The organism is Flavobacterium sp. XN-5, from assembly GCF_008033395.2.
Lineage (GTDB): Bacteria > Bacteroidota > Bacteroidia > Flavobacteriales > Flavobacteriaceae > Flavobacterium > Flavobacterium hiemivividum.
On record NZ_VOGZ02000007.1, the window covers coordinates 166,027 to 179,494 of the forward strand.

Here is a 13,468-nt window from a genome sequence, read left to right on the forward strand (position 1 = left end):
TCTTCAAGAATAAACTTAATTCCCCATCGATTTTGAAGCGCTTCCACGCGTACTCATGTTAACTTCCTTGACTAGTTTTCCATTAGTAAAAAATTGCCAGATCCCAGATTTCTTCCCGTTGACAAACGCTCCTTTTGAAGCTATGTTCCCTTGCGTATCTTTAAAAATAGCTAAGCCATTGTATGCATTGTTTTTATAAATCGACTCTTCAAGCACAATTCCGTTTTCTGAAAAATTCTTATAAACACCGTCTTTTACATTATTTCTATAATTTGTTTCTTCGGCAATTTTACCGCTAGGGTAATAAACAGATCGCAGGCCTTCTAACTTCCCATTTTTATAATTTTCAACCGTCATAATTGTTTTCGAAGCTTTATGGTAATACTTCCATTCCCCGTCAAACAATTTATTAATTACCTTCCCTTCACTTACCTTATTTTTTGCCTGATCGTAAAAGATGGTATAAGCTGAATTGTCTGTGGCATTAAATTCCCTGGTCGCGATTATCGATTTTGCTTTCGTATCATCATAAAAACTAAAAAGTCCAACTTCTTTTCCATGCTCGAAAGTACCCTCATACTTTTGTCTTTTGGAATCTGCATAAAAACCTTTCCAAGCACCATGCTTTTTTCCTTTTTCATCCACTTTATTAAAATCTGCTTGAGCTATTATAAAATGAGTTGAAAACAGTAAAAATAGTAAGAAACAAAATTTATATTTTTTCATTGTATTGACTAATTTAAGGCTATTATTATCTAACAAAATTACTGCTTTTATATTTAACTCGATTTACTATTTATTATACAATCGTTCAATGTCAATTACAATCGTATATAGTGTCTAAAAACTTCAAATTATTTAGTAAGTATTATATTTTGACTATTGTTTTTAACTCCATAAGAAACTATACTAGAATAGATTTGATTTTTTGTTTAACGTTAATCATAACTAAAAAACATTCCTTTTTTAAAATAATATCATAAGTAACTAGTAATCATTAACTTAATTACTAATCCTACTAAAATAAATAAAGCTAAACAATTTTAAAAAAAAACATAAACTTTAGTTCTGTTTACTTTTTTTACATAAAAATTAAACAAAATAGATTTATCTTAGCCTTAACAAATAAAAACAAAAAACATGAAAAATCTATTTAAAACCAAAATCCTGGCCTTGATTGTCTGTCTTTCAATCTTTGTAACCTCCTGTAGTAATGATGACAATACTCCTGTCGCTGACAATACAATAACAGGAATTGCATCAAAAACAGCTGATTTCAGTATTCTTGTTCAAGCATTAACAAAAGCCGAACTGGCAACGACCTTACAAGGAAGCGGACCTTATACCGTATTCGCACCTACTAATGCTGCGTTTACCGCATTTCTTGCCACAACGCCTTATGCAACGATAAATGACGTTCCAAAAGCTGCTTTAACAGAAATCTTATTAAATCACGTTATTTCCGGTAGCATCAAATCGACTGCATTAACTACTGGTTATATCAAAACTTTGGCTAAAGGGACTGCTTCTACCTCTAACAATTTGAGTATGTTTGTGAATACAGCAGCTGGTGCAGTAAAACTAAACGGTGTAGCAACAGTAACAACTGCTGACATTATGGCTTCTAATGGCGTTATACATATCGTAGATAAAGTGATAGGTTTACCAACTATTGTGACGCACGCTACTGCAAATCCTAATTTCACTTCCTTGGTTGGTGCTTTAACGGGAGCTGGCCAACCTGATTTCGTAACAATTTTATCAGGAACTGGGCCTTTTACAGTATTTGCTCCTACTAATGATGCCTTTACATCATTAAATACCGAGTTAGCTCCAGGCGGGATCGCAGCTGTTTCTGCAGCTAATTTGACAAAAGTACTACAATACCATGTGGTGTCTGGAAATATTCTTGCAGCTAGTCTAACAGAAGGTCAAATTGTTTCAACACTTCAAACTCCGCAAACATTTACTGTTGAACTAGCTGGTGGTGCCAAAATTAAAGATTCTAAAGGTAGAATCTCAACTATCGTTGCCACTGATGTACAATGTTCAAATGGTGTTATTCATGTACTAAACAAAGTACTACTTCCTACTTTTTAAAGAACAGTAATATAAAGAAAATATGATACCTCAAAAAGCGAAATGCTTTTTGGGGTATTTTTTGAATGTTAAACTCAGTACTACTGAAATACCATACTTACAGAAAGTCCCATTTTATAAAATACAGTGGATCAATCAGCACGACATTCTTCAAAAATTATAAAAAAATATAGTCCTAAAGTATTTTTATAACAGCATTGCAACCTGAAATTACTGAATAAATTCATTAAACATATTCAAAATGTGGAAAACCGTACTCCCTCTATAAAAGGAACTCTTACCTTTGATATTAAATCCAGTAACGGAATTCAATCAAACATGCAATTCCATAAATAAGTGACATCGTTATGTTCAAAAAAGTATTAGTTGCCGAAGATTTAGATAGTATCAGCATTACCGTTGTACAAGCTCTGGAAACACTTTCAGTTGAAGAAATTCAACATTCTAAATATTGTGATGATGCCCTTTTAAAAATCAAAAGAGCACTTCTTGACAATGAACCTTTTGATTTATTGATAAGCGATTTATCCTTTAAAGCAGATCATCGCGAAAACACACTCACTAGTGGTGAAGAACTTATTGAAGCTGTAAAAAAAATACAACCTGATATTAAAACAATTGTATTCTCAATAGAAGATAAGTCCTACCGAATAAAATCGTTGTTTAATAATTTAGGAATTAATGCCTATGTTTCAAAAAGTAGACAAAGCATTCCGGAACTTAAGAGTGCAGTTCAAAGCATTTTTGAATCCAATGAAAAAAATATATCTCCAGAATTAGCTTATGCTTTAAATGAGAAATCATTTCATGAAATTGAGGCCTACGATATATCACTTTTAAAGCTATTATCCAATGGATACATCCTAGATGAAATTTCAGTAGCATTCAAAAATATGGGAATAATTCCTAATGGTAGCAGTAGTATAGAAAAGCGAATTAACAAACTGAAAATCTATTTCAAAGCGAATAATAATGTGCATTTAATAGCAATCGCAAAAGATCTAGGACTAGTTTAAGAAATAAAAATCACCCTTCTTTCGATATAAATTCACAAACTACTATATATTTAATAAACATCTCAAATGATGTGCTCAACTACTACATAGCACTATTTTACACTTATGATCTAAAGTCTCTAGTAGACAAACTCTATAAAAAATAGCCCTTTACGGTTTCCCGTAAGGATACCACTTTTAATACATTTAATTTTGCTTCGATTTTAACAACAAGAGTTAAAATTGAAACAATGAAGTCATGAAAACGGAGAAGAAAATAGCAGTATTGAATTATACTAAATTAAGGAAAGACAAAGAACCGACTAACAAATGGAGCAAACATCTTGATGACTACAAAAACTATGTAAAGGAATACATCAAGCATTTTAATAAAGCTGAGAAGGGAAGTAATGCTTCCTTAGCCATTTATCCGTATATGCGAATTAGATGGGAAGCATTAAATAACCGACTTATCTCTGCCAGCAAAAAGAATCTTTTGACCGAAAAACAAATTAAAAAAGTAAATAAAATTCAGTCTAAAACGGATAATTCAAATTCTCTATAATTCCTTTCTACACAAATAACAATTATAAATTTAGAAGTAAATAATTTATTTCTACTCTTTAAAACCAATTTGTAATGAGGTATCCCGGAAAGAAATTAGCATTGCTACTTGTACTTTTGAAAAAATAAAAATTAAACAAGATGACCAGAAAAATAAAAACCATACCTATTACACTATTTTTCATGTCTATCGGACTTATCTCTTGTAAAAAAACGGATGACACAATAAAGGCAAGCATTCATTCCACTTTTGAGGTTAATAATACTGTTAAAACTACGGAACTTAGCCAACATGACTATAAAGTAGTAGGAACTGATGAAAATGGCGAAAATGTTCATGGCAACATAAATATTGAAGGCAAAATTGGTGTTGGTTATCTTACCACGACAAATGCTACGAATATTGAAGTTGTAGCGGAATGGATTAATAAACACACCTTATTAGCCACTGATTTAGAAGGTTTCGAATACACCTTAACAACAAAGTAAGACACTAAACAAACCTTTAGCTCTATCACAATTCCATAAGTTCACAATCCAGCACGAAGTCTATTAGCATCTTCTTCACTATAAGTTGATAGACTTCAATAATATAACTGAATTATCTACAAATAAAATGCCCCCAAAAGCGTAAATCTTTTGGGGGCATTTTTAATATGAAAGGATTTCTACGAAATAGAAACTATTTTTTCTTTTTGTCAAGTGCTTTTTGAGCCTCAGCTTGTTCCATCACTTCTTGAAGTTTACGTTGGAATTTACCTTGTTTCTTAGGCTCTTTTTTCTTGTTCTCTTGAATTTCATTATGAATCTTATCACTATCAATAATATAGTTTTTAATAATAAGCATGATTCCTATTGTAATTGTATTCGAAACAAAATAGTACAAACTCAATCCAGAAGCATAACTATTAAAGAAAAACAACATCATTAATGGCGAAACATAAATCATTATTTTCATCATTTTGGCCATATCTGGCATCCCTTCCTGTGTAGGTGTCGCCATTTGTTGATCTCCAGTTGTCATTTTCATGTAAAAGAAAATAGCAATAGAGGCCAGAATAGGAAACAAACTAATATGACTTCCATAAAATGGAATATGAAATGGTAGTTCATAAATAGAGTCAAACGAAGATAAATCGTCTGCCCATAAGAATCCTTGTTGTCTTAACCCTATTGCCGACGGAAAGAATTGAAATAAAGCATAGAAAATAGGAGCCTGCATCAATCCAGGAATACAACCAGCCATAGGATTCACACCCGCTTTATTGTAAAGCTTCATTGTTTCCTGTTGCTTTTTCATTGGATCTTTTTTGAATTTTTCCCCTAGCTCCATAATTTCAGGACGCAATACTTTCATTTTTGCTTGTGACAAAAATGATTTGTAAGTAATAGGAGACATCAATAATTTTACCAATATTGTAAACAATATAATAGCCCAACCATGTTGAATAAACATACTTAAGAAACCATACATTGGTATAAAAGCATGACGGTTAATCCATCCAAAAATACCCCAACCCAAAGCCACGATATCCTCTAAATTTCTATCATATTTTTTTAACAAAGTATAATCCGTTGGTCCGTAGTACCAATTCATTTTTTGGTCAATCTCACCATTTATGAATGCTAATGGAACAATGGCTTTAAACTGCTTGGTATAAACCGAATCAATTTGCTCGTCCTTAACTAAATTATTAGAAAATATTTCTGCTTTGGTGAAAGGTACATCCGATAATAAAATCGATGTAAAAAAGTGTTGCTTATAAGCAATATAAGAAACATCAGTAACCGTTTCCACTTCGTCATTTCCTAGACCTAGATAATCACTTTTCCCTTCTTCATGTTCGTAATAAAGTTCAGCATAACGATTTTCATAACTGATACTTTTCTCGTTAGTATAGCTTTTTAAATCCCATTCAAGATTTAAAGGTTTTGAAGAATTTAAAACTTTATTTAAACCTTTAGAATGAATAACAAAGTCAAGCATATAATCATCTGCCTTCAAGACATACTTATATTCTAAGTACTCGTTAGCACCCGCTTTTAATCGCATGCTAAGCACTTGGTCAGAACCTACTTTTGTTAAATTAGGTTCGAAGAATAAATCTTTAGTATTTAAAGTACGGTTGTCACTTGTAATCAACTGCACATTTAAATTAGCATTATTGTCTTTAATTAATGCAACTAATTCACCTGATCCTTTATTAAATCTTTCGTAATTTTTAAGAGTAGCTTCTACAATATATCCTCCCTTATTAGCTATTTTTAATTTAACTAATTCATTTTCGATAGTTGTAAAACCTTCTTTAGCAGACGGTAATGTCGCTGAATAAGCAAAGTTTCCAAGCTTTTTTTCTAAATTAGCTAATTGTGTAGAATCTCCAGTAGTAGCAACCGCTTCCGTAGCTTGGGCAACCACTTTATCATTCAATTCTTTGGCTTGAGCCTCTTTTATCACCAATTCCTTCTGCGCTTTCTCAGCAGCAATTGCAACAGGATCAGGTTGATTTTGATACATTATCCAAATCAATATCCCGAAGATCAATGCAAAACCAATTATCGAATTCGGGTCAAATTTCTTTTGTTCCATTATTATAAAAATTATTTATGTTTTATTGCTTATCCTTTCCCGATAAACAAAAATTAGATTTCATTATCTTATTGATGTACTGAAATTATTTCTTTTTTGCTTTAACGGCAGCGGCTACAAAATTCACAAAAAGAGGATGTGGGTTTGCAACGGTACTTTTATATTCAGGATGGTATTGTACACCAATGAAAAATGGATGGTCTTCTAATTCAACGATTTCAACTAATCCAGTGTCTGGGTTCACTCCTGATGCTTTTAATCCAGCATTTTGCAATGCCTCTACATAAGCACTATTGTACTCATAACGATGACGGTGACGTTCAGAAATAGTCGATTGTCCGTATATTTTATAAGCTAATGAATCTTCCTTAATATCACATTTCCAAGCTCCAAGACGCATTGTCCCTCCTTTATCAGTCACATTTTTTTGCTCTTCCATTAAATTAACAACTGGATGCGCAGTGCGCTCATTCATTTCTGTCGAATTGGCATCAGCAAATCCTAAAATATTTCTAGAATATTCTATAACTGCCATTTGCATACCCAAACAAATTCCGAAAAATGGAACTTTATTCTCACGTGCATAACGAACCGCTTCTATTTTACCTTCAATTCCTCTTTCTCCAAAACCTGGCGCTACCAATATACCGTCAAGATTTTTGAATTTCTCTTCGATATTTGAGGCGTCAATATATTCAGAATGGATTGAAATTATATTTACTTTAGTCTCATTTGAAGCTCCTGCATGAATAAACGCTTCCAAAATTGATTTGTAACAATCTTGCATTTCTACATATTTCCCAATCAAACCAATATTTATAGAATGCTTAGGGTTTTTTAATCTCTTCAAGAAGATATTCCAGTTTTTCAAATCTGGAGCTGCTTTTTTAGGCAAGTCTAGTTTCTTTAAAGCAACAACATCTAGACCTTCTTCTAACATTAAATTAGGTACTTCATAAATAGTTGCAGCATCAATAGATTGAATAACTGCTTCTCTTTTTACATTACAAAACAAGGCTAATTTATTGCGAATTTCATCCGAAATTTCATGCTCTGTTCTACAAACTAAAATATCAGCTTTAATTCCGCTTTCCATTAAAGTTTTCACAGAATGTTGTGTAGGCTTAGTTTTTAATTCTCCTGCAGCAGCTAAGTAAGGCACTAAAGTCAAGTGAATTACAATTGCATTATGCTCCCCTAGATCCCAAACCAATTGACGAACAGACTCAATATATGGTAAAGATTCAATGTCTCCTACTGTTCCACCTATTTCGGTTATAACAATATCAAAATCACCTGAATTACCAAGCAATTGCATTCTGTCTTTTATTTCATTGGTAATATGAGGAACAACTTGAACCGTTTTTCCTAGAAATTCTCCTCTTCTTTCTTTTTCAATAACTGAAAGATATATTCTACCTGTGGTAACATTATTTGCTTGAGAAGTAGGAACATTCAAGAAACGCTCATAATGACCTAAATCTAAATCAGTTTCAGCTCCATCATCCGTAACATAACATTCTCCATGTTCGTATGGGTTTAAAGTACCCGGATCAACATTTAAATAGGGGTCGAACTTCTGGATAGTCGTTCTATATCCTCGTGCTTGTAACAATTTTGCCAATGATGCTGCAATTATACCTTTTCCTAAAGAAGAAGTCACACCGCCAGTAACAAAAATATATTTCGTTTGATTCATGCTGTAGTTGTTTGTATTGTAGTTGTCTAAAAAACTCGGCAAAAATACGATTATAAATTGAGAATATGCTAATTTGAAAATGAGATAATTTGGAAAATTGACAATTGCTCAATACAGCCCTTATAAAGTAAAAAACCACAATAATTTCTTAAATTATTGTGGTTTTGGATATCGTTTTTTAATATTTCTTATCAATTCCTCCAGTCCATTGAGCTTTAACTCATATATAAGCTTTAATTGCTCGCCTAATTCTCCCTTTGGAAACCCTTTGTTGTTGTACCATACTACATAGTACTCCGGTAAATCAATTAAGAATTTCCCTTCATACTTTCCAAAAGGCATTTTAGTATGAGCCAGTTTTATAAGTTGTTGTTGATTTTTATCCATGAAGTAAAAGTAGAAAATTTGAGAAAAGAACAAAGAAAAAAGAGGATAGAATATAGAGACTACATGATAACCTTTTCTCAGAAAAGAACTCACTTCTTCACTCTATACTCTTTCCTCTCACTTCGCTTGACTATTTCTAATTAAAAGTGATTCGTTTTTCGATTTCAGTATTTAAACTCAAACAAACAGCACAAACAGTACCGTCATACATTTCCTTAGTGCGCTTCTTTTATAGTCATATCTGTATCATAATACAAAATAAAAACACCTTTGTTTGTGTACCCACCGTCTTCTTTTTTATAGTATTCGAACTTATTCTCTCCTCGTTTTGTCGCCGCTGAATTCACAGTATCTTCAAAGCTTTTATTTTGAACTAATCGAACCATGGTATCAAAAGTCATATCAAAACCACGAGTAGCGTAATCACTTGGATAAATATTATTTGCTTTTCTATATTTTTTTTCGAAAAGTGCCATTTCGGGAGAAATATAATCACTAGTCACCGAAGGATACATTAAGTTCAGTTTCGTAAGATTCTGAAATTTTATTTCATCTGTATCCAATGTTTCATTAGGTTCTAAAATCACTAACTGCACTTGATAAGCTGGCATCGAACTCACCATCGCAGCTACAGTACTCTTAATCATCCAGGTATTCCCTGTCTCCATCACTACATAATTCATTTTGTCTTTTACCAACATTCCTTTTAGACTTTCGGCAGACAAGCTTCCATTTTCTTTAAAAGCTACAAAAGGAACCTGCTTTTGATATTGTTTTATGTATTGAATAATCGATTCTTTTTTCTTGTCAACTACTGCAATAATATTACCATTTTTTGAACGCATGTAATCAAACATTGCTCCTTTAATAGCTTCATTTGTAGGAATCGTTTGGTATAGATTTGCATACGGTTTTCCAATGTCTTTTGAAAGCGGAGAAATAACAGGTACGTTATTCATCCCTACTAATTGCGCTGCTATTTCTGCATTACTTTGGTAAAACGGGCCAATAATCGCATTGGCATTTACTAGGTTTTTATTTCGAATTATTGACGCAACATCCGAATTGTTTTTAGTTTCACGAGAGTCATAAATTTCGACATCGATAGGATAACCTAATACCTTAGCAGAGTCAATAGCGATTAAAGCTCCTGCATAAAAATCTAAGGTCATGTTTAAAAACTTATCTTTTTTCAATCGATTAGAGGTAGAATTCACAGTATCACTTTCTATGTTAGCAACATTAAAAGGCAATAACATTACCATTCTTTTACGGTTATCATAAGTGACTTTTTTCGACAAAGCCATATATTCTTTCTTATCATCAGCTGACGCCTGAAGTTTAGAGGGAACCTTCAATAACATACCGATTTCTACTCCGTTCACAAGCTCAGGGTTAAGTGCAATAAGTTCGTCTTGAGTCAATTCAAACATCTTTGATAAACTGTATAATGTTTCTTTAGGCTGTACCTCATAAGCAACATAGTCAACAACAGTCAAAGCCTTCTTTAGATTTCCCTGCTCCTTTGCTCCTTTTTCCTCTACTTTTGCCTCTATTTTCTCGGCAACTTTTTCTATTTTTGGTACTGCTCCCTTAATTACCAATCGGTATCCAATAGGTAAACTCGTAACTACCTCAGGATTGCGTTTTTCCAATTCGGCAATAGTAATTCCATATTGTTTAGTGATTGAATACTTCGTTTCTTTAGCTAGCACATCGTGATAAATGTATTTTTCTTGATTTGAAACAAGTTTTTTCGGGCTGTTTTTTGAAGGAATAGTCAGGATTTGCCCTATTTGCAAGCCATCATTCTCAAGAAAAGGATTCGCGCTTTTTAGGTCTTCATCAGAAACCCCATATTTTTTTTGGATTCCGTACAAAGTTTCTTTTGCAAGTACCACATGAGTTTGAGTCTGTACATTGATTTTAGTTGGAACAGCCGCGATTTTCGCACCCGCTTTACTTGGAATCAGCAAAACACTATCTGGTTTCAAGCCTCTTTGTGCATCTGGATTTAATTGAAAGATATCAAATGGAGTAACTCTATATTTTTGAGCTATTTGATTGATTGTCTCTCCTTTTTCTACCTTATGAGTTATGACTTTTTCTTGCGAAAAAACATTTGTAGTAAATAAGAAAACAGCTATGTAGATTGTAAAAAAATACTTCATCATATTATTTATATAAATTATTGGTTCAAAGATAACAAAAACGGTACCAAATTTTAATTAAAAAGTTGGTACCGTTGCTATAAAAAGTATTAAAAACTAATGTCTCTTATTCCCATTCAATTGTTGCAGGTGGTTTAGAACTAATGTCATATACCACTCTATTTACTCCTTTTACTTTATTGATAATATCATTAGACACTTTCATCAAGAAATCATATGGTAAATGTACCCAGTCTGCCGTCATACCATCTGTAGATTCCACAGCACGTAGCGCAACTACTTTTTCATAAGTACGCTCATCACCCATTACTCCTACACTATTTACAGGAAGAAGGATTGCTCCTGCTTGCCATACTTTGTCATACAATCCCCAAGATTTTAATCCGTCAATAAAAACTTTATCAACATCTTGTAAAATTTGTACTTTTTCAGGTGTAATATCTCCTAAGATTCTGATGGATAATCCTGGTCCAGGAAAAGGATGTCTTCCTAATAATTCTGGATCAATTCCTAATGACGCTCCCACTCTACGTACTTCGTCTTTAAAAAGCATACGAAGTGGCTCTACAATTTTCAACTTCATATAATCAGGTAATCCACCTACATTATGATGTGATTTTATTGTAGCTGAAGGTCCTTTTACAGAAACCGACTCAATTACGTCAGGATATATAGTTCCTTGTGCTAGCCATTTTACATCTTCAATTAAATGTGACTCATCATCAAAAACTTCGATAAAAACTCTACCAATAATTTTACGTTTTGTCTCTGGATCACTTACACCTGCAAGTTCAGATAAAAAACGATCTCCAGAATCAACTCCTTTCACATTCAAGCCCATTCCTTTGTATTGATCTAATACGCTTTGGAATTCGTTTTTTCGAAGTAAACCATTGTTTACAAAAATACAATATAGATTTTTACCGATAGCTTGGTGCAATAAAACTGCTGCTACAGTAGAATCTACTCCGCCAGAAAGTCCTAGAACTACTTTATCATCTTGTAATTTCTCTTTAAGCTCAGAAACCATCTCTTCTACAAAAGCATTTGGCGTGAAATTTTGAGGAACTTCGGCAATTTTTACTAAAAAGTTCTCTAGCATTTTTGAACCATCAGTTGAGTGAAAAACTTCTGGGTGATATTGAATAGCGTAAGTTGTTTCGCCTTCAATTTTATAAGCTGCAAATTCTACATCATGCGTGCTAGCAAGCTTTACACCATTAGTTGGCAAAACTTTTACACTGTCACTATGACTCATCCACACTTGACTGTTCTCTGAAACTCCTTCAAAGAACACTTCATTTTCTTTAATAAAATTTAAATTAGCTCTACCATATTCTCTCGTATTAGAAGCCGCTACTTCCCCACCACTAAAATGAGCTAAGTATTGTGCTCCGTAACATACGGCAAGCATAGGTAATTTACCTCTAATTTGAGATAAATCTGGATGTGGTGCATCTTCTCCTCTAACAGAAAAGGGGCTACCTCCAAGAATTACGGCTTTATAACTTGATAAATCACTCGGAATGTGATTGTATGGGAAAATTTCGCAGAATATATTTAATTCGCGAACTCTACGCGCAATAAGCTGTGTATATTGCGATCCGAAATCTAAAATAAGTACGTTGTGTTGCATGCGCAAAAATACTTTTTATATTCGGAATTGAAAAATTGAATTTTGAAAAAATGAAAAATATTTTTCCACGATTAGTATTAACGGCATAAAAGCTGAAAAATCATACAAATGAAGATAAAACAAAACTATGAACAGCAGCTTCTTTATTTATGTTTAACACAATAAATTACAATGTAATTAAAGTTAATCAATTCTAATAGCAAAAAACTGACATCTATCAATTTACTAATTTTAAAAAATTTAAGCTGACTTAGTAAAGGATGTGAAAATAACAGAATTGACATTAACAATAACAGAACCCACTGACTAAACATTCAGCTTTTTAAAATCAATCGAACTTTATATTTCAAAGGATTCTAGCGATGAAATTCTATTAGCTTCGAAAGACGATATTAATAACTCTACTAATACCTTAGTACTCAAGCCTACTACTGCGAAACTAGATAAGTACATAAAAGCACCTTCTTTTAAGTTGAGAACAAAAGCAGTAATTAAAGAAACAATTAGTCAAGATATTACCGTAAAAGGAGATATGAAATTCAAAGTTACAGCTGATCCTTTCTAGTCCACAAAAAACTATAGTAGTTATTATTCTTTTACAAATGTAAATTTAGATTTCACACCTTTATCAAAATTATTCCACAAGTCAGATAATAACAAATTTCCGTCGGTATCATAAATATAAAAAGCTCCGGTGTTTCCTCCAAGAGAGCCACGGTTCAGCGCCTCTAATTCTAAATAGTTAAGTCCCTCTTTAAGGTCCATCTTGATGTCTTTGAAATTGGAACCCAAGAATAAATTATTTGCTAAAACAGTACCTTTATAATCATGAATAAGTGTGGCTTTTATCAAATCGCCATCAATTGCACCGTAATCTCGTACTCGAATCACTAAGGATTTTGACTTTGTTCGTATGATTCCGAAATCTAAGTCTTTTAGATTTAAATAAGATGTGTCTTCTTTTAATCCGTTATTCACTAATGATTTATCGATTTTCTTATTCATTTTATCCCGCACTTCATCACCTGGATTAATAAAATCATTTGTTATAGTCATCGAAATAGGATCTGGATCTCCTATTTTAAAATTAGTACTTTGGAATTTCGTTTCCGGCTTTTTTAAAATATTAGGAGCTACGATGTCCGGTTGCGCAACAGGCGCAGCAACGGCTTTTTTAGTTTTAATACCTGTATCCAAAGGTGGTATTCCTTTAAACTTAGAACTAAACTCAGTTTGAGAATAGCTGTTTACAGCAAAACACATCATTATTACCACTAATATTTGTTTCATATTATACCACTTTGTTTTTAAATACTCTAAATATCA

At 32.7% G+C, this 13,468-nt stretch carries 11 protein-coding genes; 4 read left to right on the top strand and 7 right to left on the bottom strand.

Annotated features, from left to right (window positions below; translation table 11 throughout):
• Nucleotides 1-15 precede the first annotated feature (15 nt).
• On the bottom strand, nt 16-726 hold the full coding sequence (locus tag FQU23_RS12785) for a toxin-antitoxin system YwqK family antitoxin (protein WP_147674163.1): 711 nt from the start codon (nt 724-726) through the stop codon (nt 16-18).
• 414 nt (nt 727-1,140) lie between these two features.
• Here FQU23_RS12785 and FQU23_RS12790 point away from each other — a divergent pair, with 414 nt between their 5' ends.
• The 4 genes from FQU23_RS12790 to FQU23_RS12805 all read left to right on the top strand — a co-directional run bounded on the left by FQU23_RS12790 (nt 1,141) and on the right by FQU23_RS12805 (nt 4,148).
• Nucleotides 1,141-2,100, top strand: a complete 960-nt coding sequence (locus FQU23_RS12790) for a fasciclin domain-containing protein (RefSeq protein WP_147674164.1) — start codon at nt 1,141-1,143, stop codon at nt 2,098-2,100.
• A gap of 347 nt (nt 2,101-2,447) precedes the next feature.
• Complete coding sequence (locus FQU23_RS12795; RefSeq protein WP_147674165.1) at nt 2,448-3,116, top strand: response regulator transcription factor; 669 nt, start codon at nt 2,448-2,450, stop codon at nt 3,114-3,116.
• 238 nt (nt 3,117-3,354) lie between these two features.
• Nucleotides 3,355-3,660, top strand: coding sequence for a hypothetical protein (locus tag FQU23_RS12800; RefSeq protein ID WP_147674166.1), 306 nt, complete (start codon nt 3,355-3,357; stop codon nt 3,658-3,660).
• Nucleotides 3,661-3,800: 140 nt separating this feature from the next.
• Nucleotides 3,801-4,148 carry a hypothetical protein gene (locus FQU23_RS12805; RefSeq protein WP_147674167.1) on the top strand — a complete coding sequence of 116 codons (348 nt, stop codon included), beginning with the start codon at nt 3,801-3,803 and terminating at the stop codon, nt 4,146-4,148.
• Between the two features lie 193 nt (nt 4,149-4,341).
• On the opposite strand, the gene yidC is transcribed toward FQU23_RS12805, so the two are convergent.
• The 6 genes from yidC to FQU23_RS12840 all read right to left on the bottom strand — a co-directional run bounded on the left by yidC (nt 4,342) and on the right by FQU23_RS12840 (nt 13,432).
• Nucleotides 4,342-6,249: a membrane protein insertase YidC gene (gene yidC / locus FQU23_RS12810; protein ID WP_147674168.1), complete on the bottom strand. Its 1,908-nt coding sequence runs from the start codon at nt 6,247-6,249 to the stop codon at nt 4,342-4,344.
• 85 nt (nt 6,250-6,334) lie between these two features.
• Nucleotides 6,335-7,948 (bottom strand): CTP synthase, encoded by a 1,614-nt coding sequence (locus FQU23_RS12815; protein ID WP_147674169.1) that lies wholly within the window; start codon nt 7,946-7,948, stop codon nt 6,335-6,337.
• A 153-nt stretch (nt 7,949-8,101) separates the two neighbouring features.
• Nucleotides 8,102-8,335 carry a DUF3820 family protein gene (locus FQU23_RS12820; protein WP_147674170.1) on the bottom strand — a complete coding sequence of 78 codons (234 nt, stop codon included), beginning with the start codon at nt 8,333-8,335 and terminating at the stop codon, nt 8,102-8,104.
• 215 nt (nt 8,336-8,550) lie between these two features.
• Entirely contained in the window at nt 8,551-10,509 is a 1,959-nt protein-coding gene (locus FQU23_RS12825; RefSeq protein ID WP_317165203.1) for a LysM peptidoglycan-binding domain-containing protein, read from the bottom strand.
• 103 nt (nt 10,510-10,612) lie between these two features.
• Nucleotides 10,613-12,142 carry a glutamine-hydrolyzing GMP synthase gene (guaA, locus tag FQU23_RS12830; protein WP_147674171.1) on the bottom strand — a complete coding sequence of 510 codons (1,530 nt, stop codon included), beginning with the start codon at nt 12,140-12,142 and terminating at the stop codon, nt 10,613-10,615.
• A gap of 588 nt (nt 12,143-12,730) precedes the next feature.
• On the bottom strand, nt 12,731-13,432 hold the full coding sequence (locus tag FQU23_RS12840) for a hypothetical protein (protein ID WP_147674172.1): 702 nt from the start codon (nt 13,430-13,432) through the stop codon (nt 12,731-12,733).
• Nucleotides 13,433-13,468 lie beyond the last annotated feature (36 nt).

Excerpts from the sequence above, each read along its gene's own strand:
- FQU23_RS12785 (WP_147674163.1), bottom strand. The coding sequence starts at position 726 with ATGAAAAAATATAAATTTTGTTTCTTACTATTTTTACTGTTTTCAACT.
- FQU23_RS12790 (WP_147674164.1), top strand. The coding sequence starts at position 1,141 with ATGAAAAATCTATTTAAAACCAAAATCCTGGCCTTGATTGTCTGTCTT.
- FQU23_RS12795 (WP_147674165.1), top strand. The coding sequence starts at position 2,448 with ATGTTCAAAAAAGTATTAGTTGCCGAAGATTTAGATAGTATCAGCATT.
- FQU23_RS12800 (WP_147674166.1), top strand. The coding sequence starts at position 3,355 with ATGAAAACGGAGAAGAAAATAGCAGTATTGAATTATACTAAATTAAGG.
- FQU23_RS12805 (WP_147674167.1), top strand. The coding sequence starts at position 3,801 with ATGACCAGAAAAATAAAAACCATACCTATTACACTATTTTTCATGTCT.
- yidC (WP_147674168.1), bottom strand. The coding sequence starts at position 6,249 with ATGGAACAAAAGAAATTTGACCCGAATTCGATAATTGGTTTTGCATTG.
- FQU23_RS12815 (WP_147674169.1), bottom strand. The coding sequence starts at position 7,948 with ATGAATCAAACGAAATATATTTTTGTTACTGGCGGTGTGACTTCTTCT.
- FQU23_RS12820 (WP_147674170.1), bottom strand. The coding sequence starts at position 8,335 with ATGGATAAAAATCAACAACAACTTATAAAACTGGCTCATACTAAAATG.
- FQU23_RS12825 (WP_317165203.1), bottom strand. The coding sequence starts at position 10,509 with ATGATGAAGTATTTTTTTACAATCTACATAGCTGTTTTCTTATTTACT.
- guaA (WP_147674171.1), bottom strand. The coding sequence starts at position 12,142 with ATGCAACACAACGTACTTATTTTAGATTTCGGATCGCAATATACACAG.
- FQU23_RS12840 (WP_147674172.1), bottom strand. The coding sequence starts at position 13,432 with ATGAAACAAATATTAGTGGTAATAATGATGTGTTTTGCTGTAAACAGC.